Source organism: Streptomyces sp. MGP-P1, from assembly GCF_057766565.1.
In genome coordinates, this window is record NZ_JBYMEM010000006.1 from 434,246 (window position 1) to 454,351 (window position 20,106).

Annotated in this window: 22 protein-coding genes; 13 read left to right on the forward strand and 9 right to left on the reverse strand. The window is 72.5% G+C overall.

Features of this window, described 5'->3' with window-relative positions; translation table 11 throughout:
- Positions 1–66: 66 nt before the first annotated feature.
- Together fdxA and dapC are read left to right on the forward strand one after the other, a co-directional pair.
- Entirely contained in the window at positions 67–387 is a 321-nt protein-coding gene (gene fdxA / locus AC3CH1_RS17680) for a ferredoxin (RefSeq protein ID WP_007446848.1), read from the forward strand.
- A gap of 219 nt (positions 388–606) precedes the next feature.
- Positions 607–1,701 (forward strand): succinyldiaminopimelate transaminase, encoded by a 1,095-nt coding sequence (gene dapC, locus AC3CH1_RS17685; RefSeq protein ID WP_488463824.1) that lies wholly within the window; start codon positions 607–609, stop codon positions 1,699–1,701.
- A gap of 148 nt (positions 1,702–1,849) precedes the next feature.
- Here the strand turns inward: dapC and AC3CH1_RS17690 are convergent, their stop codons facing one another.
- On the reverse strand, positions 1,850–2,353 hold the full coding sequence (locus tag AC3CH1_RS17690; protein WP_488463825.1) for an ATP-binding protein: 504 nt from the start codon (positions 2,351–2,353) through the stop codon (positions 1,850–1,852).
- A 288-nt stretch (positions 2,354–2,641) separates the two neighbouring features.
- Positions 2,642–3,562: a VldE C-terminal domain-containing protein gene (locus AC3CH1_RS17695; RefSeq protein ID WP_488463826.1), complete on the reverse strand. Its 921-nt coding sequence runs from the start codon at positions 3,560–3,562 to the stop codon at positions 2,642–2,644.
- A gap of 61 nt (positions 3,563–3,623) precedes the next feature.
- On the opposite strand from AC3CH1_RS17695, the gene dapE reads away from it, so the two are divergent.
- Positions 3,624–4,703 carry a succinyl-diaminopimelate desuccinylase gene (dapE, locus tag AC3CH1_RS17700; RefSeq protein WP_488463827.1) on the forward strand — a complete coding sequence of 360 codons (1,080 nt, stop codon included), beginning with the start codon at positions 3,624–3,626 and terminating at the stop codon, positions 4,701–4,703.
- 115 nt (positions 4,704–4,818) lie between these two features.
- Positions 4,819–5,604 (forward strand): LOG family protein, encoded by a 786-nt coding sequence (locus AC3CH1_RS17705; RefSeq protein ID WP_265599499.1) that lies wholly within the window; start codon positions 4,819–4,821, stop codon positions 5,602–5,604.
- 260 nt (positions 5,605–5,864) lie between these two features.
- Here AC3CH1_RS17705 and folP read toward each other — a convergent pair whose 3' ends face one another.
- On the reverse strand, positions 5,865–6,737 hold the full coding sequence (gene folP / locus AC3CH1_RS17710; RefSeq protein ID WP_488463828.1) for a dihydropteroate synthase: 873 nt from the start codon (positions 6,735–6,737) through the stop codon (positions 5,865–5,867).
- 75 nt (positions 6,738–6,812) lie between these two features.
- Between folP and AC3CH1_RS17715 the strand changes: the two genes are divergently transcribed.
- Both AC3CH1_RS17715 and AC3CH1_RS17720 read left to right on the forward strand, forming a co-directional pair.
- On the forward strand, positions 6,813–7,277 hold the full coding sequence (locus tag AC3CH1_RS17715; protein ID WP_488463829.1) for a DivIVA domain-containing protein: 465 nt from the start codon (positions 6,813–6,815) through the stop codon (positions 7,275–7,277).
- The gene (locus AC3CH1_RS17720; protein ID WP_488463830.1) at positions 7,274–7,870 is read left to right on the forward strand and encodes a DNA-3-methyladenine glycosylase I; all 597 of its coding nucleotides are present in this window, start codon (positions 7,274–7,276) and stop codon (positions 7,868–7,870) included. The genes AC3CH1_RS17715 and AC3CH1_RS17720 overlap by 4 nt, the downstream gene beginning before the upstream one ends.
- A 7-nt stretch (positions 7,871–7,877) precedes the next feature.
- Here the strand turns inward: AC3CH1_RS17720 and chcB are convergent, their stop codons facing one another.
- Positions 7,878–8,690 (reverse strand): 2-cyclohexenylcarbonyl CoA isomerase, encoded by an 813-nt coding sequence (gene chcB, locus AC3CH1_RS17725; protein WP_488463831.1) that lies wholly within the window; start codon positions 8,688–8,690, stop codon positions 7,878–7,880.
- Positions 8,691–9,005: 315 nt separating this feature from the next.
- Between chcB and AC3CH1_RS17730 the strand changes: the two genes are divergently transcribed.
- Positions 9,006–9,173 carry a DUF3117 domain-containing protein gene (locus AC3CH1_RS17730; RefSeq protein ID WP_003966491.1) on the forward strand — a complete coding sequence of 56 codons (168 nt, stop codon included), beginning with the start codon at positions 9,006–9,008 and terminating at the stop codon, positions 9,171–9,173.
- A gap of 165 nt (positions 9,174–9,338) precedes the next feature.
- Here the strand turns inward: AC3CH1_RS17730 and AC3CH1_RS17735 are convergent, their stop codons facing one another.
- Positions 9,339–10,004 (reverse strand): O-methyltransferase, encoded by a 666-nt coding sequence (locus AC3CH1_RS17735; protein WP_488463832.1) that lies wholly within the window; start codon positions 10,002–10,004, stop codon positions 9,339–9,341.
- Positions 10,005–10,254: 250 nt separating this feature from the next.
- Here AC3CH1_RS17735 and sigE point away from each other — a divergent pair, with 250 nt between their 5' ends.
- From sigE to AC3CH1_RS17760, 5 genes are all read left to right on the forward strand, one after another.
- A complete protein-coding gene (gene sigE, locus AC3CH1_RS17740) occupies positions 10,255–10,944 on the forward strand; it encodes an RNA polymerase sigma factor SigE (protein WP_003966488.1) in 690 nt (229 codons plus the stop codon).
- Positions 10,941–11,990 (forward strand): anti-sigma factor family protein, encoded by a 1,050-nt coding sequence (locus AC3CH1_RS17745; protein ID WP_488463833.1) that lies wholly within the window; start codon positions 10,941–10,943, stop codon positions 11,988–11,990. Before sigE ends, AC3CH1_RS17745 begins: the two co-directional genes overlap by 4 nt.
- Positions 11,991–12,079: 89 nt before the next feature.
- Complete coding sequence (locus tag AC3CH1_RS17750; RefSeq protein WP_488464429.1) at positions 12,080–14,002, forward strand: S1C family serine protease; 1,923 nt, start codon at positions 12,080–12,082, stop codon at positions 14,000–14,002.
- A 119-nt stretch (positions 14,003–14,121) separates the two neighbouring features.
- Positions 14,122–14,610: a sec-independent translocase gene (locus tag AC3CH1_RS17755; RefSeq protein WP_488463834.1), complete on the forward strand. Its 489-nt coding sequence runs from the start codon at positions 14,122–14,124 to the stop codon at positions 14,608–14,610.
- Between the two features lie 126 nt (positions 14,611–14,736).
- Entirely contained in the window at positions 14,737–15,396 is a 660-nt protein-coding gene (locus AC3CH1_RS17760; RefSeq protein WP_488463835.1) for a hypothetical protein, read from the forward strand.
- Positions 15,397–15,455: 59 nt separating this feature from the next.
- On the opposite strand, the gene AC3CH1_RS17765 is transcribed toward AC3CH1_RS17760, so the two are convergent.
- From AC3CH1_RS17765 to AC3CH1_RS17775, 3 genes are read right to left on the reverse strand one after another with little or no spacing between them, the layout of a single operon-like run.
- Positions 15,456–16,589 carry an Mrp/NBP35 family ATP-binding protein gene (locus AC3CH1_RS17765; protein ID WP_265599489.1) on the reverse strand — a complete coding sequence of 378 codons (1,134 nt, stop codon included), beginning with the start codon at positions 16,587–16,589 and terminating at the stop codon, positions 15,456–15,458.
- 43 nt (positions 16,590–16,632) lie between these two features.
- The gene (locus tag AC3CH1_RS17770) at positions 16,633–17,193 is read right to left on the reverse strand and encodes a DUF1003 domain-containing protein (protein WP_488463836.1); all 561 of its coding nucleotides are present in this window, start codon (positions 17,191–17,193) and stop codon (positions 16,633–16,635) included.
- The gene (locus AC3CH1_RS17775; protein WP_488463837.1) at positions 17,183–18,469 is read right to left on the reverse strand and encodes a magnesium transporter MgtE N-terminal domain-containing protein; all 1,287 of its coding nucleotides are present in this window, start codon (positions 18,467–18,469) and stop codon (positions 17,183–17,185) included. The genes AC3CH1_RS17770 and AC3CH1_RS17775 overlap by 11 nt, the downstream gene beginning before the upstream one ends.
- Positions 18,470–18,713: 244 nt before the next feature.
- Here AC3CH1_RS17775 and AC3CH1_RS17780 point away from each other — a divergent pair, with 244 nt between their 5' ends.
- Positions 18,714–19,484, forward strand: a complete 771-nt coding sequence (locus tag AC3CH1_RS17780) for a hypothetical protein (RefSeq protein WP_488463838.1) — start codon at positions 18,714–18,716, stop codon at positions 19,482–19,484.
- A 63-nt stretch (positions 19,485–19,547) separates the two neighbouring features.
- Here AC3CH1_RS17780 and AC3CH1_RS17785 read toward each other — a convergent pair whose 3' ends face one another.
- Positions 19,548–20,084, reverse strand: a complete 537-nt coding sequence (locus AC3CH1_RS17785) for a hypothetical protein (protein WP_488463839.1) — start codon at positions 20,082–20,084, stop codon at positions 19,548–19,550.
- Positions 20,085–20,106 lie beyond the last annotated feature (22 nt).

The following is a 20,106-nucleotide window of genomic DNA, read 5'->3' on the forward strand; positions in this document are numbered from 1 at the left end:
AGGCGGGCATCGACGACGCCGCGCTCCCGCGCGAGAGCCAACGCCCTACCGAGGAGGAACGACAGCGTGACCTACGTCATCGCGCAGCCTTGTGTCGACGTGAAGGACAAGGCCTGCATCGAAGAGTGCCCCGTCGACTGCATCTACGAGGGTCAGCGGTCCTTGTACATCCACCCGGACGAGTGCGTCGACTGTGGAGCCTGTGAGCCGGTCTGCCCGGTCGAGGCGATCTTCTACGAGGACGACACTCCGGAGGAGTGGAAGGACTACTACAAGGCGAACGTCGAGTTCTTCGACGACCTCGGCTCTCCGGGCGGTGCTTCGAAGCTCGGTCTCATCGAGCGCGACCACGCGTTCATCGCCGGACTGCCGCCGCAGAACCAGTAAGCGGCTGCACCACGCGCGCGGCCCGGTCCCGTACGGCTTGTCACCGTGCGGGACCGAGGCGTTTCCCGTACCTCCGAGCCGTGATCGGACCCCGGTAGCGCGGGGGGCCGCCATCGGTCCCCGTAGCGCCGGGGCCGTCGGCCGGTCTCCGTGCCGGGGCTCGTCACCGCGCGTCCGTTCCGCCGCCCCGTAGAGAACAACCCGAGAAAGCAGAGCGCCGTGTCCGCAGTCTCCTCCCGCCTCCCGGTCTTCCCCTGGGACAGGCTCGCGCCCTACAAGTCGACGGCCCAGGCCCACCCGGACGGCATCGTGGACCTGTCCGTCGGCACCCCCGTCGACCCGGTCCCCGAGCTCGTCCAGCGGGCGCTCGTCGCCGCCGCGGACAGCCCCGGCTATCCGACCGTGTGGGGCACCGAGGCCCTGCGGGACGCCCTCACCGGCTGGGTGGAGCGCCGCCTCGGCGCGGTCGGCGTGACCCACGCGAACGTGCTGCCGGTCGTCGGATCCAAGGAGTTGGTGGCCTGGCTGCCGACGCAGCTCGGGCTCGGAGCGGGCGACAAGGTCGCCTACCCCCGGCTCGCCTACCCGACGTACGAGGTCGGCGCCCGGCTCTGCGGGGCGGAGCCCGTCGTCTACGACGACCCGACCGAGCTCGACCCGGCGGGGCTGAAGCTGCTGTGGCTCAACTCGCCCTCCAACCCGACGGGCAAGGTGCTGTCCAAGGACGAGCTGACCCGGATCGTCGCCTGGGCGCGCGAGCACGGCGTGCTGGTCTTCAGCGACGAGTGCTACCTGGAGCTGGGCTGGGAAGCCGAGCCGGTGTCCGTGCTCCACCCGGACGTCTGCGGCGGCCACCACGACGGCATCGTCGCCGTCCACTCGCTCTCCAAGCGCTCCAACCTGGCCGGCTACCGGGCCGCGTTCATCGCGGGCGACGCGGCCGTCCTGGGCGAGCTGCTGCTCATCCGCAAGCACGGCGGAATGATGACGCCCGCCCCCGTCCAGGCCGCCACCGTCGCCGCGCTCGGCGACGACGTGCACGTGTCCGAGCAGCGCGCCCGCTACGCGGACCGGCGCCTCGCCCTACGCGCGGCGCTGGAGGCGCACGGCTTCCGGATCGAACACAGCGAGGCGAGCCTCTACCTGTGGGCGACCCGCGACGAGCCGTGCTGGGAGACCGTGGCGTACCTCGCGGAGCTCGGCATCCTGGTGGCGCCCGGCGACTTCTACGGCCCGGCGGGCGCGCGTTTCGTCCGGGTGGCGTTCACCGCGACCGACGAGCGGGTGGCGGCGGCGGTCAAGCGCCTGTCCTGACTCGGGGCGTGGTGCGGCGGCGCGACGCGCCGAGGGCCTCGGGAGTGCGCACTCCCGAGGCCCTCGGCGCGTTTCCGGTGCTGCGTGCTGCGTGCTGCGTGCTGCGTGCTGCGGTGCTGCGTGCTGCGGTGCTGCGTGTTGCGGTGGATCAGCCGCCGATCGGCAGACCGCCCAGCGGGAGACCGCCCTTGGTCAGGGAGTCGGTGGGCAGGCCGCCGCCGAGCGCGTCGGTGGGCAGACCGCCGCCCAGCGCGTCGGTCGGGAGGCCGCCGCCGGCGGCCTCGGCCACGCCGCCCACGGCCTGGCCCGCGTTGCCGGCGGCCTGGCCCGCGTTGCCGGCGGCCTGGCCGGCGGTCTCCTGGGCGGCCGGGATGGCCACCCCGGCGGACGTGCCGACGGTCTTGCCCGCGGCCGGGAGCGCCGTGCCGACGAGGCGGCCACCGGTGTCGCCGGCCGCCTGGGTGCCCTGCTGGACGGCGCTGTCCACGGTGTCGCCGAGACCGGCGCCGTCCAGCGCGGTCAGTCCGCCCAGGTCCGGGGTCGCCGGGAGCTCTGCGGCGCTCGCGGCGCCGGCCGCACCGACCACGGGGGCCGCGCCTGCGGCGATCAGCAGCGCGGCACGAGCGATCCGACGGGTCAGGGGGAGGGACATGATGCTCCTTCAGCGGTTGTGCACGAATCTGTCTGTCCGGTGATCGGACGCACTGACAACCGCTGCGGGGGAGGGGGAGGTTGCGGTGGGCGAAGGTAAAGACTGAGCAAGGGGTCCGATTATCCGCAGCGGAAGAACCCGGGCAAACAATCCATACCGCCGCAGCCAGGCGAACCGTCACTTCCCTTGGGGGGCAAGGGAATCGGGCAGGTCCCCGAAGGTGCGAGGAGTTGTGCGGAAAACCTCCGGAGCCCTGGCTCCCGGGGTCCGAACGGGTGACGGGGCGTACTACTGAACGACCTGGATCCCGACCGCCGTCGTGCCCGTTTCCTTACCCTTCGTGCTTTCCGTCCGCCAGCCCGAACCGGCGTCCCAGACCCGGTCCGCGTAGCTCACGCGCTCGATCCGCAGGGCCTCGGACTGCGCCACGGCCCAGTGGGCCAGCTCCCAGCCGCGCTGCGGAGCGCCCTTGTCCTCGGACCGCGCCGCGGCCGCCGGGACCGGCACCGAGACGGTCGACGCCGCGGACGCGCCCGCGGCCACCGCGCCGGGCAGCACGTCCTTGCCGAAGGCGCGCACCAGCTCGGTCCGCACCCGCGCGGCGTCCCCCGGGCCGTCCGCCGTGGCCGTCGACGGGGTGCAGTTCAGCGAGGCCGGCCTGCGCCCGGTCAGCGCGGCGGCCAGCAGCGCGGCGTCCGGCTCGTGCTTCGCGTACGCCTGCGGAAACCCACTGCGCTGCACGCGCTGCGCGGCCACGGTCAGCGGGAGGCGCGAATAGCCCGGCACCTCCGCCAGACCCTCGTAGAACTTCTCCGACGAGTACACCGCGTCCATGATCTGCTCCACGGTGCCCCAGCCCTGTGAGGGCCGCTGCTGGAACAAGCCCACCGAGTCCCGGTCCCCGTAGTCGATGTTGCGGAGCGCGGACTCCTGGAGCGCGGTCGCCAGCGCGATGGTCACCGCCCGCTCGGGCATGCCCCGGGTGGTGCCGACCGCGGAGATCGTCGCCGCGTTGACGGCCTGGGCGAGGCTCATCTCGTAACGCTGCGTCCCGTCCCCGTCCTTCGCCTCCACCACGCAGCGCGGCGGATTCTTCGACCCGGACGAGTCGTACTGCACGGCCAGATAACCGCCCAGCGCCGCGAGCACGGCGAGGGCGGCCCCGTAGCGGAGGAGGCGTCGTCGGCGAGGGCTGGCTGTCTCGGGCACGGGCCCACCGTACTGGAGGGTACGGCCGGGGCCGATATCCCAGTCCCTTAGGGTCGGGTCCATGGCCGACAGCACCCTTGACCTCACCCTGGACGGACCGGCGCTCACCGCCCGCCTCGTCGACTTCCCCTCGGTCAGCGGGGAGGAGAAGGCCCTCGCCGACGCGATCGAGTCGGCCCTGCGCGGCCTGCCCCACCTCACCGTCGACCGCCACGGCAACAACGTCGTCGCCCGCACGGACCTGGGCCGCGCCGAGCGCGTCGTCCTCGCCGGGCACATCGACACCGTGCCGATCGCCGACAACGTCCCCTCCCGCCTCGACGGGAACGGGATCCTCTGGGGCTGCGGGACCTCCGACATGAAGTCCGGCGTCGCCGTCCAGCTCCGGATCGCCGCGACGGTCCCCGAGCCCAACCGCGACCTGACCTTCATCTTCTACGACAACGAAGAGGTCGCCGCGCACCTCAACGGCCTCGGCCACATCGCCGACGCCCACCCCGAGTGGCTCGCCGGGGACTTCGCCGTCCTGCTGGAGCCCTCCGACGGCGAGGTCGAGGGCGGCTGTCAGGGCACGCTCCGGGTCCATCTGCGGACGACCGGCGAGCGGGCCCACTCCGCGCGCAGCTGGATGGGGGCCAACGCCGTCCACGCCGCCGCCCCGATCCTGGCGACCCTCGCCGCGTACGAGCCCCGCCGCCCGGTCATCGACGGCCTCGAATACCACGAGGGCCTCAACGCCGTCGGCATCGAGGGCGGCGTCGCCACCAACGTCATCCCGGACGCCTGCACCGTCGTCGTCAACTACCGCTACGCCCCCGACCGCACCGAGGAGGAGGCCATCGCCCACGTCCGCGAGGTCTTCGCCGACTGCGGTGTCGCCGAGATCGTCATCGACGACCACTCCGGCGCGGCCATGCCCGGGCTCTCCCACCCCGCCGCCCAGGCGTTCATGACGGCCGTCGGCGGTACCGCCCGGCCCAAGTTCGGCTGGACCGACGTCTCCCGCTTCGGCGCGCTCGGCGTCCCCGCGGTGAACTACGGACCCGGTGACCCGATGTACGCCCACAAGCGCGACGAGCACGTGGCGGTCGCGAAGATCACCCACTGCGAGGACCGGCTGCGATCCTGGCTGACGAGCTGACCGGGTGACCGCCCGACGTACGGCATTCCCCCGTACGTAACCTCCGCCGATCTACGCTGGCCGTACGCAGTACGACACGACCCAGCGCGACGCGGGTCGGCGGAGGGAGCGGAACATGGGCAACGCCGAAGACGCACGGATCCCCGAGGGTGCGGAGGTTCCCGAGGGCGCGGTCAGCCCCGAGGAACAGTGGCTGGGTCCGGTCCTGCGCCGCAGGGAGCAGGTCCAGCCCGGCACGACCGACCAGCGGCTGCTGGACTCCGAGGGCGACTCCGAGTGGGTGCACACCGACCCCTGGCGGGTGATGCGCATCCAGTCGGAGTTCGTCGAGGGCTTCGGCGCGCTCGCCGAACTGCCGAGCGCGATCAGCGTCTTCGGCTCGGCCCGCACCCCGGACGGGTCGCCGGAGTACGAGGCCGGCGTCCAGCTCGGCAAGGCGCTGGTCGACGCGGGCTTCGCGGTGATCACCGGCGGCGGCCCGGGCGCGATGGAGGCCGCGAACAAGGGCGCCCGGGAGGCCAAGGGCGTCTCGGTCGGCCTCGGCATCGAGCTGCCCTTCGAGTCGGGCCTCAACCCGCACGTCGACATCGGCGTCAACTTCCGCTACTTCTTCGTCCGCAAGACGATGTTCGTGAAGTACGCCCAGGGCTTCGTGGTCCTGCCCGGCGGCCTCGGCACCCTGGACGAACTCTTCGAGGCGCTGACCCTCGTCCAGACCGGCAAGGTCACCCGCTTCCCGATCGTCCTGTTCGGCACGGCCTACTGGGGCGGCCTGATCGACTGGCTCCGGGACACGGTGGTGGCCCAGGGCAAGGCCTCGGAGAAGGACCTGCTGCTCTTCCACGTGACGGACGACGTGGAGGAAGCGGTGACGCTGGTCACGAAGGAGGTCGGCCGCTGATCTCAGCCCTCCCCGGCCACTTCCAGCCCGCCCGGCCACCCAAGCCCGCCCGGCGATTGAGGGCATCTTTTCGGCCGGTCCGGTTTTCGGCCGGTCCGGTTTTCGGCCGGTCCGGTTTTCGGCCGGTCCGGTTTTCGGCCGGTCCGGTCGAACTCAGCCCGCCCGGCGATCGAGGGCATCGGTACCAGCCCCTCCTGCGCTTGAGGAGCGGGGTCCAGGGCAGCGCCCCGGACCCCGCCCGCCGCGGGAAGGCGGCACCCCTACGCCAACCCCCTCCGCGCCACGGCCGGCGCCCGATGCCCGGCAACGGACGCCACCATGTCCAGGACCTGCCGCGTCTCCGCCACCTCATGCACCCGGTACACCCGCGCCCCCAGCCACGCCGAGACCGCCGTCGTCGCCAGCGTGCCGATGACGCGCTCCTTCACCGGCCGGTCCAGCGTCTCGCCCACGAAGTCCTTGTTGGACAGGGACACCAGCACCGGCCACCCGGTCTCCGCCATCTCCCCGAGCCGCCGCGTCGCCTCCAGCGAGTGCCGGGTGTTCTTCCCGAAGTCGTGCCCCGGATCGATCATGATCCCGTCCGGCCGCACCCCGAGCTCCACCGCCCGCTCGGCCAGTCCCACGGTCACCCGCAGGATGTCCGCCATGACGTCCTCGTACGCGATCCGGTGCGGCCGGGTCCGCGGCTCCGCGCCGCCCGCGTGCGTGCACACGAGGCCCGCCCCGTACCGCGCGGCGACCTCCGCCAGCTTCGGGTCGACCCCGCCCCACGCGTCGTTCAGCAGGTCGGCCCCGGCCTCGCAGACCGCCTCGCCGACCTCGTGCCGCCAGGTGTCCACGCTGATCACCACGGACGGGTGGCGGCGGCGGACCTCGGCGACGAACCCGACCGTGCGGCGTGCCTCCTCCTCGGCGCTCACCTCCTCGCCGGGACCTGCCTTCACCCCGCCGATGTCGATGATCGCGGCGCCGTCGGCCACCGCCCGGTCGACCCGGGCCAGCGCCGGCTCGTCCCCGAAGGTGGCGCCCTGGTCGTAGAAGGAGTCCGGGGTCCGGTTCACGATCGCCATGATCACCGGCTCGTGCGGTCCGAATTCCCGCCGCCCCAGCCTGAGTGCACCGCTTCGCATCCCGTGTTTCCTCCTCAGATAGCCCGCTTGCGACCCTAAGGCCTCATCGGGCCGGCCCCGACTTGTCCGTGCCGCATGGCACGATCGGGGCCGGACGAGGTTTCCGCCCCCGGGGAGATGCGCGTGTTCTGGTTCTTGCTGCTCACGATGGTCGTGGTCGTCACCGCGGTCACCCTCGCGGTGGTCGGAGGCGGTGGGAGCGCCGTGCTCCAGGACGTTCCGCCCGACCGGTTCACCGATCCGCTGCCCGCGACCCGCCCGGTCGGCCGGGCGGACATCGAGGCGCTGCGCCTGCCGATGGCCCCCCGTGGCTACCGGATGGCGGACGTCGACGAGGCGCTGTCCCGGCTCGGCGCCGAACTGGCCGAGCGCGACGCCCGGATCGCCGAGCTGGAATCCGCCCTGGCCGGGGTGCAGGCCGCAGCGGTGACGACGGGTACCGACCTGTTCAAGCAGCCCGGCGACCGGCAGGGCGACCCGCCCGCCGAACGGGCCGGGCAGGAAGGCGTCCGGGACCGCGCCGAGGAGGACGGGCGATGAGCGGCGCTGCCCTGGCCGCCCCCGACGGCGGGCTCCGCTGCCCGTGGGGCCTGTCCGCCGAGGACTACCTCGCCTACCACGACAACGAGTGGGGCCGGGCCGTCCACGGGGACGACGCCCTGTTCGAGCGGCTCTGCCTGGAGGCCTTCCAGTCCGGGCTCTCCTGGATCACGATCCTGCGTCGCCGCGAGACCTTCCGTACCGCGTTCGAGGGATTCCGGATCGAGGCGGTCGCGAAGTTCACCGACGCCGACCGGGAGCGGCTCCTGGCCGACCCGGGGATCATCCGCAACAAGGCCAAGGTCGACGCGACCCTCGCCAACGCCAAGGTGCTCGCCGACTGGTCGGAGGGGGAGCTGGACGAGCTGATCTGGTCCTACGCCCCCGACCCGGCCGGCCGGCCCGCCCCGCGCGGCCTCTCGGACGTCCCGGCCGTCACTCCGGAGTCCACCGCGCTCGCCAAGGCGTTGAAGAAGCGCTCGATCCGCTTCGTCGGCCCCACCACCGCCTACGCGCTGATGCAGGCCTGCGGACTGGTCGACGACCACCTCGCGGACTGCGTGGCGCGCGGCGGCGGGGGCGCGCCGCGCTGAGCCGCCGCTACTTCCCGAGGTAGACCGGCTTCTCCTTGGCCAGGAACGCCTCCACCGCGATGGTGTGGTCCTGCGACGCGCCCGCCCGGGTCTGGAGCTCGTCCTCCTTCTCCAGCGCCTCGGCGAGCGGGTGCCCGGCGCCGTACGCCATCGACTCCTTCAGCGCCGCGTACGCCACCGTGGGGCCGTCCGCCAGGGCCCGGGCCACCGCTGCCGCCTGCTCGGCCAGCTCGGCCGCGGGGACGACCCGGTTGACGATCCCCAGCTCGTAGGCGTCCTGCGCGGAGATCGACCGCGGGAAGAACAGCAGATCGGCGGCTCGGCTCTGCCCGATCAGCCGGGGCAGCGTCCAGGACACGCCCGAGTCCGCCGTGAGTGCGACGCCCGCGAACGAGGTGTTGAACGAGGCGGTGTCGGCGACCACCCGGTAGTCGGCCGCGAGCGCGAATCCGAACCCGGCCCCGGCCGCGACGCCGTTCACCCCGGCGACGACCGGCTTCGCCATCCCGGTGATCGCCCGCACGATCGGGTTGTAGTGCTCCCGCACCGTGCTCAGCGCGTTCCCGCTGCCCGCCTCGCGGGTGGCCGAGAGCGTGGCGACGTGCTCCTTGAGGTCCTGGCCGACGCAGAAGGCGCGCCCCGTGGCCGTGAGCAGCACCGCACGGACCCCCGCGTCCGCCGACGCCGCCAGCAGCGCGTCCCTCAGCGCGACCTTCGCCGCGGTGTTCATGGCGTTCATCGCGCCGGGTCGGTTGATCGTGATCGTCGCGAGACCTTCGCTCACGTCGTACAGGACGGTGTTCGCCGGCTCGTCGGCCATTCCGGTATCCCCTCGCTGCTCGGGCATCGTTGCCACTGCAGGCAAGCATGGCCGATCCGGAGCTGGGCAGAGATGTGACCTGCGTCTAACAATTGGCTCTCACCTGGGGGTCCGGGGCGGCGCAGTATCGCAGCCGGATCGCCGAATTGGGTGGTTTTGAGAGAGCGCGTTGCGCAAGCGATGCAGACCGATGTTGGTCATCGGGGTCATTGATGCGGGATAATGGCGAAGAAGCAATGTGTTCGATGCCGGTGAGGCAGCGCCTGTCATGGGGCCGCCGGTTGCGATGAGCTGGTTTCAGGAAGGGGAACGAGCATGGCGGCCATGAAGCCGCGGACGGGCGACGGCCCGCTCGAGGTGACAAAGGAGGGGCGGGGCATCGTCATGCGCGTTCCGCTCGAAGGCGGCGGTCGGCTCGTTGTCGAGCTGACTCCGGACGAGGCCGATGCCCTCGGCGACGCGCTGAAGAAGGTCGTCGGCTGACGCGGAACGCCCATCACCTTCACCACTGCCCGGTACGGATTCCGTACCGGGCAGTGGTGCGTCCTGACGAGGCTCTACGTGCTCACCACGGGGTTCTCCGTGCTCACCACGGGGATCTACCCGCTCAGCACGGCATTCTCCGTGCTCACCAGGGGATCTACGTGCTCAGCCGCGCCGGACCGCGCAGAGCAGGCCGTCGCCGACCGGCAACAGGGTCGACATCAGCTCCTGGCTCTCGCGCACCGCCCGCAGCAGGTCTCGCAGTCGCAGCACCTCGGCGGGCTGGGCCGCGGAGTCGACCGTGCGGCCGTCGGCGAAGACGCCCTCGAAGCAGACCAGCCCGCCGGGCCGCAGCAGACGCAACGATTCAGCGAGCACGTCGAGACTCTCCAGCCGGTCGCCGTCGCAGAAGACGAGGTCGTAACCGCCGTCCGCGAGCCGGGGCAGGACGTCCAGGGCGCGGCCGGGGATGAAGCGGGCCCGGTTGGTGGCGAAGCCCGCCTCGCGGAACGCCGCCCGGGCGAACTGCTGACGCTCCGGCTCGGGGTCCACCGTGGTCAGGACCCCGTCCGGCCGCATCCCGTGCAGGAGATAGATGCCGGACACGCCGGTGCCCGTGCCGATCTCCGCCACCGCTTTGGCGTCCGCGGCGGCTGCCAGCAGGCGCAGCGCAGCGCCGGTGCCCGGTGACACCGAGCGAAGCCCCAGCTCGCGAGCCCGCTCCCGGGCCCCGTGCAGTGCTTCGTCCTCGGCGACAAAGGCGTCGGCGAACGCCCAGCTCGTCTGCCGGTTGGCGGTAATGGCCCTCTCCTGACCCCGTAGTTGGCGCAACGGTGACTGTATCCGCTGGACCCGGGAACCCGCAGATGGGACCGGGCGTTGTGCAAGCAGTGGGGAAAGCGCAGCGACCGGGTCCGCGGATCGGACCGGCGAGCTGCGGGAAAGTCCCGGGCGACGCCCGGCCCCAGCAGGGAAAAAGGCTTATCCGGAGCTAACGGGCGAGGTGGCTATGGTAGGGGCTCCACTGGACACCACCAGAGCCGATAGGGGAGGTGCGGCTGCGCCTGTGGACCGGGGAGGGATGCTGCGGCGTCTCCTCAGGTCGGCCGGTGAGCCGAAATCCGTGACCAACATTGCTGACCGTTCTTCCGAAGACTCCGCACCAACCGCGACCTTCGCCTCCGATGCGGATTCTCAGGCGTGGACCCCGCCCTCATGGGAAGAGATCGTCAGCACGCACAGCGGCCGTGTGTACCGCCTCGCCTACCGGCTGACGGGAAACCAGCACGACGCCGAGGACCTGACCCAGGAGGTCTTCGTCCGGGTGTTCCGCTCGCTGTCGACGTACACGCCCGGCACCTTCGAGGGCTGGCTGCACCGCATCACGACCAATCTCTTCCTGGACATGGTCCGGCGCAAGCAGCGCATCCGCTTCGACTCGCTCGGCGACGACGCGGCCGAGCGACTGCCGAGCCGTGAGCCGTCCCCGCAGCAGGTCTTCAACGACACCCACTTCGACGCCGACGTGCAGCAGGCGCTGGACACCCTGGCGCCCGAGTTCCGTGCGGCCGTGGTCCTCTGCGACATCGAGGGCCTCAGCTACGAGGAGATCGCCGCGACCCTCGGCGTGAAGCTCGGCACCGTCCGCAGCCGTATCCACCGCGGCCGCTCGCACCTGCGCAAGGCGCTCAAGCACCGTTCGCCCGAGGCCCGCGCCGAGCAGCGCTCCCTGGCGGACGCGGTCCTGGCAGGGGAGGGCGGAACGGCGTGAGCGGCACAGGACCCACCCCCGCGGAAGCGCATCTGGGGGACCGACTCGCCGCGCTGGTCGACGGCGAGCTGAAACACGACGCCCGTGAGCGGGTCCTGGCCCACCTGGCGACCTGCGCCAAGTGCAAGGCCGAGGCCGATGCCCAGCGCCGCCTCAAGAGCGCCTTCGCCATGTCCGCCTCACCCTCGCCCTCCGAGGGCTTCCTGGCCCGGCTACAGGGCCTTCCCGGGGGTCCTGGCGGGGACGGCACCGGCTCCGGCGGGCCGTTCGGCGGCCGAGGCCCCTTCGCCGACGAGTTCTTCCCCGGGCTGCGGCCCTCCGGCGGCAGCACCCGCGCCGACACCGCGTCCTCCCCCCTGGACGGCTTCGGATACCTCCCCGCCACCCACGGCTCCACCGCCGTGCTGCCCGGCGGCCCCGCTTCCGGTTCGGTCTTCCGCATACACGAGGTGGCCCGCGACGCGGAGCGCTCGCCCTGGCGCGGACGGCGCTTCGCCTTCGCCGCGGCCAGCGCCGTCTCCCTCGCGGCCATCGCGCTGGGCGGCACCCTGCCGCTGGACTCCGGCCCCGAATCCTCCCTGCGCGCCGAGGGCGCCGGGAACAACGCCACCCCGCTCGACGCCGCGACCCGCGCCGAGAACGGCGCGAAGGCGGTCAGCTGGCGGGGCGGCGGTGCCCTCGTGGTGACCGGCGACGGCCGGGCGGCCGAGCGGCCCGCGTCCGGCAGGGCCCCCGCCGGGACGAACCGGGTGCCCTCGACGCTTGCCGGTGCGACACCGGTGGTTCCGGCCGGCGCCTCTCCGGCGAACCGGCAGGGGCCGCCGACCGCCCCGCCGCTGTTCGGCGTCCAGGCCTCGGGCGGGCACCCCTTCACCTTCCCCGTGCTGAACGTGTCCGTGTCGCCGCTGATACGCCCGGCGGTGTCCGGCACCCCGCTGCTGGCGGCGGCCCTCGGCAGCGGTGCGGCGCCCAGGACGGGCCCCTCCCCGGCTCCCTCGGGGCCGCCCTCCAACGATCTGGCCAGCCCGCTTTCCCCCCGGCCCTGACCGGACCCTGCGCGGGGATTCGCAAACCTGGTTGAATTCCGGTGAAGGACGCCTCGGTGGGGCGTACAGAGGCCAGTTGCGGGGAGAGCATGGACGACGGGAAGCCCACCGGGCCGCAGGCGAAGTGGTGGAGCCGCCCCTCGGCGGGGCGCGGCGACCGCACGGAGCCGGACAGCGGGCCGGCCCCGTCGGACGCTCCGCCGGCCGAGGACCGAGAGCCGACGCCCCCGGGCCCGCCCCGGGCTCCGGACGCCGCCTCGACCTCGGCTCCGGCCAACAACCCCCAGGCTCCGGCCGACACGCCCCCGGCCCCGGACGCCGCCTCGACCCCGGCTCCGCCTTCCGACGCCGCCGGCCGGCCGGCGGTCCACGGCGGCCAGGAGGTTCCGCGCCCCCGCCCGCCCGGGGCCCCGCTGCACGAGCCCGACGAGTACAGCACCCCGCCCTACGGCGGCCCCGGCCCCTGGGCGCCCGCCCCGCCGGTGCAGCGGCCCACCCCCGCCCACGGCACCGTCGTACCGCCGGGGGCCGGAGCAACGGACCCGCAGTACGCCGCGACGAACGGCGCCGGAATCCCGGCCCCCGCGTCGGCGCCCGCCCCGGCACCGCGATCCGCGCCCGCCGACGGCTTCCCGCCCCCGCACGCCCAGCCCGCCGACGGCTTCCCGGCCCCGGGGCCCCACGGACAGCCCCAGACGCACGCCGCCCACGCACCGCACCCACCCCAAGGAGCCCCCGGGCAGCCCCAGGCAGCCCCCGAGCACCAGGGGCAGCACCCCGCGCCGCGACCGCACGCGCAGCAGCACACGCAGTGGCTCCAGTACGACCCGTGGGGAGCTCCGGGGCAGCCGCTCACCCGGCCCGGACCCCCCGAGGGCACCGAACCCGGCCGCGGGAAGAAGCGCCGGGGCGGGGCGTTCATGGGGGTGCTCCTGCTGACCCTGGTCGCCAGTGGCATCGGTGGCGGCGTCGGCGCGTACATCGAGCGCAACGGCGGCCTGACCACCGTCGAGCTGCCGCAGGCGAGCCGCGACAGCGGTGACCGCGCCCCCGAGAGCGTCGCGGGCATCGCCGCCAGCGCCCTGCCCAGCGTGGTCACCCTGCACGTCAGCGGCACCGCCGAGTCCGGCACGGGCACCGGCTTCGTCCTCGACGGCCAGGGCCACATCCTCACCAACAACCACGTCGTCGCCCCGGCCGGGTCCAGCGGGGACATCACCGTGACGTTCAGCAGCGGCGAGACGGCCTCCGCCGAGCTCGTCGGCAAGGACAGCGGCTACGACCTCGCTGTCGTCCGGGTCCGCGGGGTCTCCGGGCTCAAGCCCCTGCCCCTGGGCAACTCCGACAACGTCCAGGTCGGCGACCCGGTGGTGGCCATCGGCGCCCCCTTCGACCTCTCCAACACGGTGACCTCGGGCATCATCAGCGCCAAGCAGCGGCCGATCACCGCGGGCGGCGAGAAGGGCGACGGCAGCGACATCAGCTACGTCGACGCCCTCCAGACCGACGCCCCGATCAACCCGGGCAACTCCGGCGGACCGCTGGTCAACACCCAGGCCCACGTCATCGGCATCAACAGCGCCATCCGAGCCGCCGACAGCGCCGGCGGCGGCCCCGAGGCGGGCGGCCAGTCCGGCTCCATCGGCCTCGGCTTCGCGATACCCATCAACCAGGGCAAGCGCGTCGCCGAGGAGCTGATCAGCACCGGCAAGGCCACCCATCCGGTCATCGGCGTCACGCTGGACATGAAGTACACCGGCGACGGGGCCAAGGTCGGCACGGAGGGCGCCGACGGCGCGCCCGCCGTCGCGAAGGACGGCCCCGCGGCCAAGGCGGGCATCCGGTCCGGCGACGTCATCACCCAGGTCGAGGGCCGGCGGGTGCACAGCGGTGAGGAGCTGATCGTGAAGATCCGGGCCCACCGCCCCGGCGACGAGCTCGACCTCAAGCTGACCCGCGGCGGCGAGGAGCGGACGGTGACCCTGACGCTCGGCTCGGCGAGCGGCACGTGACGTCCACCGCGAGGTACCGCCCGGACACCTTCGACAGGTACCTTTGAGCGGTCCGGGCGGCTGGGAGACCCGGGCCGCGATCGCACGGAGAACACGCGGAGAACACGAGGAGCAACAAGGTGTTCAATGACATTGGCGCACTGGAGCTGCTGACGCTCGGGGTGCTGGCCGTGCTGGTCTTCGGCCCTGACAAGCTGCCCAAGCTGATCCAGGACGTCACGCGTACCATCCGCAAGATCCGCGAGTTCTCGGACAGCGCGAAGGAAGACATCCGCTCCGAGCTGGGCCCGCAGTTCAAGGACTTCGAGTTCGAGGACCTCAACCCCAAGACGTTCGTCCGCAAGCAGCTGATGGACGGCAACGACGACCTGGGGCTGAAGGAGATCCGCGAGAGCTTCGACCTCCGCAAGGAGATCTCCGACGTCACCGACGCGGTCAACGGGCGCACCCCGACGACGTCCGATACCGCCAACAGTGCGGCGAACGGCTCGGCGGACGGCTCGGTGACCAGCCTCACCAAAACCGACGACACCGCCCCTGACCTGCTGAAGAAGACCCCGCAGCAGACGCAGCCCGAGCGCCCGCCGTTCGATGCGGACGCCACCTGACCCCCGGTCAATCCCGACTCGTCCGGACGGTATGGCTATTCTCCATCTGTCCGGTTGCGAGGATGCCCAAGCCCGCGGGGGGCGGGCCGCTCCGGATCATGACTGATCGAGGAGGCGGCCGCGCAGATGGAGACGACGAGTCGGATTGATACGGACGGTGTCCCGGGCACGGCCACGGCGGAGGAGGTGCCGGCGACGCGGCGTACCGTCGACGGCTACCGGGAGGCGACCTTCCCCTGGTACGGCCTGGACGAGGCCTTCACCGGCCCGCGCTGGCTGATGCAGGTCGGCACCGCGGCGGACGGCACGGTGCAGCACGGTGCGACGGGGCACGGCGACGAGCCGTCGGTGAAGTCGGACGGCTCCGCCGACAAGGAGCGGTTCGCGGCGGTGATCACCGTGGCCGCGAGCCCGGTGAGACGCAGCGGCGACGGCACGGGCGTGCTGGACGCCACCACGGTGTCCTCGGCGGCCTGGCTCGCGGGCTCCGGCCTGCTGGCGTACACCTGGCCGCCCCAGATGGACCACACCCTGCGCGACGACTGGCTGGACCAGCAGACCGAGACGGCGTTCACCCTCGCCGACGACCTCGGCAGCGCGCCCTGGACGACGCTCTCCCTCCCGGTGGACGGAGTGCCGGTGGAGTTCCACTACCGCGAGTCCGAGTTCGGCTGGATCCTCGCCGGATCCGCGCACGAAGGCGTGCACATCGGGGCGTACGGGCGGGGGATGAGCGCGTACGGCCTCGGCTTCGCGGCCATCAAGGACATCGAGACGTACGCGTAGCGCGACGCACACGGGGCGGGCCGGTCGACCACCGGACCGCCCCGTGTCCCGTACAGGCGTCAGAACTTGTTGCGCGGGGTGATCCCCAGCGACATGCCCGACAGACCGCGCTGACGGCCGCCCAGCTTCTGTGCGATCGAGCGCAGCGCGCTGCCGGCCGGGGAGTCGGGGTCGGACAGGACGACCGGCTTGCCCTCGTCGCCGCCCTCGCGCAGCCGCAGGTCGATCGGGATCGAGCCGAGCACCGGCACCTCGGCGCCGACCGTACGGGTCAGCCCCTCGGCGACCCGTGCGCCGCCGCCCGAACCGAACACGTCGACCATCTCGTCGCAGTGCGGGCAGGGCATGCCCGACATGTTCTCCACCACGCCGACGATCTTCTGGTGGGTCTGCACGGCGATCGAGCCGGCCCGCTCGGCCACCTCGGCCGCCGCCTGCTGCGGGGTCGTGACGACCAGGATCTCCGCGTTCGGCACGAGCTGCGCGACCGAGATCGCGATGTCGCCGGTGCCCGGCGGCAGGTCCAGCAGCAGGACGTCCAGGTCGCCCCAGTACACATCGGCGAGGAACTGCTGGAGCGCCCGGTGCAGCATCGGACCGCGCCAGACCACGGGCGCGTTGCCCGGGGTGAACATGCCGATGGAGATGACCTTCACGCCGTGTGCGGACGGCGGCATGATCATGTTCTCGACCTGGGTGGGCTTGCCGTCCGCACCGAGCATCCGGGGCACGCTGTGCCCGTAGATGTCCGCGTCCACGACGCCGACCTTCAGCCCGTCGGCCGCCATCGCCGCGGCGAGGTTCACCGTCACCGAGGACTTGCCGACGCCGCCCTTGCCGGAGGCGACCGCGTACACCCGCGTCAGCGAGCCGGGCTGGGCGAAGGGCACCTCCCGCTCGGCGGTGCCGCCGCGCAGCGAGCTCGCCAGGTCCTTGCGCTGTTCGTCGCTCATGACGTCGAGGGTCACCTCGACCCGCGAGACGCCCTCGACCCGGGCGACCGCCTCGGTCACGTTCCGGGTGATCGTCTCGCGCATCGGACAGCCGGAGACCGTGAGATACACCGTGACAGCGACTACACCGTCAGGATCGATCTCGACCGATTTCACCATGCCCAGCTCGGTGATCGGGCGGTGGATCTCCGGGTCGTTCACTGTCGCCAGTGCCTCAAGCACCGCGTCTTCCGTAGCCATACAGACGATGTTACGGCGCGGAGCGCTACGTACGGGTAGCCCTTCAGCGGTCGCCTTCGTCACTCTCGGCCGGGGACAGCACCTGCCGGTCCTCCATGTCCCTCACCATGTCCTGGAGTTCCGAGCGGATCCAGTCCCGGGTGGCGACCTCGCCCAGGCCCATGCGCAGGGCCGCGATCTCCCGCGTCAGGTATTCGGTGTCGGCGATGGAGCGCTCGTTCTGCTTGCGGTCCTGCTCGTGCGTGACCCGGTCGCGGTCGTCCTGCCGGTTCTGCGCGAGGAGGATCAGCGGCGCGGCGTAGGAGGCCTGGAGCGACAGCATCAGCGTCAGGAAGATGAACGGGTACTGGTCGAAGCGCAGCTCCTCGGGCGCGAAGATGTTCCACAGCACCCAGATGATGATGATCAGCGTCATCCAGACGATGAACCGCCCGGTCCCCAGGAACCGCGCGATCCGCTCCGAGAACCGGCCGAACGCCTCCGGGTCGTACTCAGGCAGCAGCCGCCGGCGCGGGTCCTTCGGCTGGTCCAGCCGGGTCCGTGGGGGCCGCACCAGTCCCGAGGCGCCGGTCGACGCCGCCTTCGCCCGATCGTCACCCACCATGGCCGATCCCCTCCTCCCCGTGCAGATCCGTCTCGCGCCAGTCGTCCGGCAGCAGGTGGTCCAGGACGTCGTCCACGGTCACCGCGCCCAGCAGCGAACCGGTCTCGTCCACGACGGGCACCGAGACCATGTTGTAGGCGGCCAGGTAGCTGGTGACCGTCGGCAGCGGGGTGTCCGGCGACAGAGGCACCAGGTCGCTGTCGACGATCGAGCTGACCAGGGTGAACGGCGGATCGCGCAGCAGCCGCTGGAAGTGCACCGTGCCCAGGTACTTCCCGGTCGGGGTGTCGTCGGGGGAGCGGCACACGTACACCTGCGCGGCGAGCGCCGGGGACAGGTCCGCCTGCCGCACCCGGGCCAGTGCGTCGGCCACCGTGGCGTCGGGCAGCAGCACGATCGGCTCGGTCGTCATCAGACCGCCCGCCGTCCGCTCCTCGTACGACATCAGACGGCGGACATCGGCGGCGTCGTCCGGCCGCATCAGCGCCAGCAGCCGTTCCTTGTCCTCCTCCGGCAGCTCGGAGAGCAGGTCGGCCGCGTCGTCGGGGTCCATCGCCTCCAGGACGTCGGCGGCCCGCTCCTCCGCGAGCTTGCCGATGATCTCCACCTGGTCGTCCTCGGGCAGCTCCTCCAGGACGTCGGCGAGCCGGTCGTCGTCCAGCGCGGCGGCGACCTCCGCCCGCCGCTTCGGCGAGAGGTGGTGCAGGGCGTTCGCCACATCGGTGGGCCGCAGCCGCTCGAACGTGGCGACCAGACTCTCCGCACCCTGGCCGTGCTCGTCCAGCGAGAAGCCGCTGAGCGCCGACCACTCCACCGTCAGGGTCTCGCCCTTGCGGCGCAGCGCCCCGCCCCGCCCCTTGCGGACGAAGTACTTGTCGATCTCCCAGTCACGGCGGGCCGGCAACTGCTGGATGGCCACGTCCAGGACGGTGACCTCCTCACCTTCCTGGCCATGGCCGTCCACCAGCCGCACCCGCCGGTCCAGGAACTCGCCGAGGACGAGACGTTCGGTGGGCCGCTGTTCGAAGCGCCGCATGTTGACGACGCCGGTGGTGATGACCTGGCCGGACTCGACGCCCGTCACCCGGGTCATCGGCAGGAAGATCCGCCGGCGGCTGATCACCTCGACCACCAGGCCCAGGATGCGCGGCGGGCGTCCGCCGACCCGCAGCATCGCCACCAGATCGCGGACCCGGCCGACCTGGTCCCCGTTCGGGTCAAAAACGGGTACGCCGGACAGGTGCGAGACGAAGACCCTGGGGGTGACCGCCGCCATCCTCGGCCTCCTTCGTCCGTCCGTGTCCACCGTGTCGTCATGTTCCGCGGGACGGTCCTCGCCCGGCCGTCCCGGCTCGCCGCCGCCGACCAGCGGATTTCGCCGGTACGCCGGGATCAGGCTAGCCCTTACCCCGCACCGCGCCCCGGCGGACCGGTCCGTACGGCTGGCTGCCGGGAGGCACGCGTCTCCCGGGTACGCTGCCGTCTGCCACCCCCGATCGCAGTTGAGAGGCAGTGCGCCCGTGACCTCTTTCGCCCCGGCCGTGCGGAACCATCGCCGGACCGCCCTCGCTCTCGTGCTGTGCGGAGGGCTCACCGCGGCCCTGGCCGCCTGCGGCACGGAGGAGGACCCGGACAAGGGGACCAACGGCGTCGCCAGACTCTCCGCCACCGAGATCGACGAGAAGGCCAGAGCGGCGGCCGGAGCGGCGAGCGCCGTACGCCTGTCGGGCACGCTCGTCAGCAAGGGCGGCACCTACCGGCTGGAGATGAAGCTCAACGCGGAGGGCGGCATGGGCTCGGTGACCTCCAAGCAGCAGAGCTTCGCCCTGCTGCGGGTGGACGACGAGCTCTACCTGAAGGCGCCCGCGGAGTTCTGGACCCACGAGGAGAGCGGCGGCGGCGAGGACGGGTCCTCCGACGTAACGGCCGCCGACAAGCTGGGCGGCAAGTACGTGAAGGTCCCCGAGGGCGACCCCAGCTACCGCCAGCTGCGCGGCTTCACGGACAAGAAGGTCCTGCTCGACGGGATCCTGGCGCTGAACGGAAAGCTCAGCAAGGGCGGCCGGGACACGGTCGCCGGGCAGCGCACCATCCAGATCCTGGGCGGCAAGGGCGAGGGCGGGGCGTTCGACGTCTCGCTGGAGGACCAGCCGTACCCGGTCCGGGTGGCCCGGGGCGGCGGCGGGGGCACGGTCACGCTGGCCGACTGGGGGCAGGCCTTCCCGCTGGAGGCGCCCCAGGAGGACGACACCGTCGACTACGGCGGCCAGCTCCCCAAGTCCTCCGGCTGAGCGACCCGGACCGCGGGCCCCTGTCGTCGAACGACCGCCCGCCGAACGATGCCCGCCCCTGGCTCAGCGCTTCCCGCGACGCTTCAGAAGCAGCCGGGGGAGCGCCGCCGGGGCCGGCTGCCGGGTGGTGGCCCCGGTCGGCAGCGGGACGGCCGCCAGCGAGGTGTCCGGCAGCGCGGTGCTGACGGTGTCGGGCGTCAGCCGCACCACGGTGCACTCGCGGGCCCACCGCTCCGTCATCGACTCGGCGTCCGGCGCGTTCAGCCGCTTGCCCTTCAGCTCGGCGACCGCAGCCTTCCACTCCTCGGAGCGCGGCGGGAGGAAACGGCACACCGCGCTCCAGGCGACGATCCGGCCGCCCTTGTCCTTGCTCCGTACGGTCACCTCGGCGCGGCCGCCGTCGGCCAGGCCCTCGGGCAACGGCTGCTCGCCGGGGCCGCCACCGACCAGGTGCGCCGCGCCGTCGTGCCAGACGTGCCAGACGGCACGGGCCGGCCCGTCGCCCCGCACCCAGACGAGACCGGACTTCTTCGTGGCCTCCTCGACGAGGGCCCTCTCCAGCAGGTCGGCGGCGGCATCGGGCGCGGCGTCGTCAGTCATGGGCGCGAGCTTACTCAGCGGC

Coding starts and splice junctions, on each gene's coding strand:
- AC3CH1_RS17690 (WP_488463825.1), bottom strand. CDS start 2,353: ATGTCCCTCCCCCTGACCCGTCGGATCGCTCGTGCCGCGCTGCTGATC.
- dapE (WP_488463827.1), top strand. CDS start 3,624: ATGGCCGACAGCACCCTTGACCTCACCCTGGACGGACCGGCGCTCACC.
- AC3CH1_RS17705 (WP_265599499.1), top strand. CDS start 4,819: ATGGGCAACGCCGAAGACGCACGGATCCCCGAGGGTGCGGAGGTTCCC.
- folP (WP_488463828.1), bottom strand. CDS start 6,737: ATGCGAAGCGGTGCACTCAGGCTGGGGCGGCGGGAATTCGGACCGCAC.
- AC3CH1_RS17715 (WP_488463829.1), top strand. CDS start 6,813: ATGGCACGATCGGGGCCGGACGAGGTTTCCGCCCCCGGGGAGATGCGC.
- AC3CH1_RS17720 (WP_488463830.1), top strand. CDS start 7,274: ATGAGCGGCGCTGCCCTGGCCGCCCCCGACGGCGGGCTCCGCTGCCCG.
- chcB (WP_488463831.1), bottom strand. CDS start 8,690: ATGGCCGACGAGCCGGCGAACACCGTCCTGTACGACGTGAGCGAAGGT.
- AC3CH1_RS17730 (WP_003966491.1), top strand. CDS start 9,006: ATGGCGGCCATGAAGCCGCGGACGGGCGACGGCCCGCTCGAGGTGACA.
- sigE (WP_003966488.1), top strand. CDS start 10,255: ATGCTGCGGCGTCTCCTCAGGTCGGCCGGTGAGCCGAAATCCGTGACC.
- AC3CH1_RS17750 (WP_488464429.1), top strand. CDS start 12,080: ATGGACGACGGGAAGCCCACCGGGCCGCAGGCGAAGTGGTGGAGCCGC.
- AC3CH1_RS17760 (WP_488463835.1), top strand. CDS start 14,737: ATGGAGACGACGAGTCGGATTGATACGGACGGTGTCCCGGGCACGGCC.
- AC3CH1_RS17765 (WP_265599489.1), bottom strand. CDS start 16,589: ATGGCTACGGAAGACGCGGTGCTTGAGGCACTGGCGACAGTGAACGAC.
- AC3CH1_RS17770 (WP_488463836.1), bottom strand. CDS start 17,193: ATGGTGGGTGACGATCGGGCGAAGGCGGCGTCGACCGGCGCCTCGGGA.
- AC3CH1_RS17775 (WP_488463837.1), bottom strand. CDS start 18,469: ATGGCGGCGGTCACCCCCAGGGTCTTCGTCTCGCACCTGTCCGGCGTA.
- AC3CH1_RS17785 (WP_488463839.1), bottom strand. CDS start 20,084: ATGACTGACGACGCCGCGCCCGATGCCGCCGCCGACCTGCTGGAGAGG.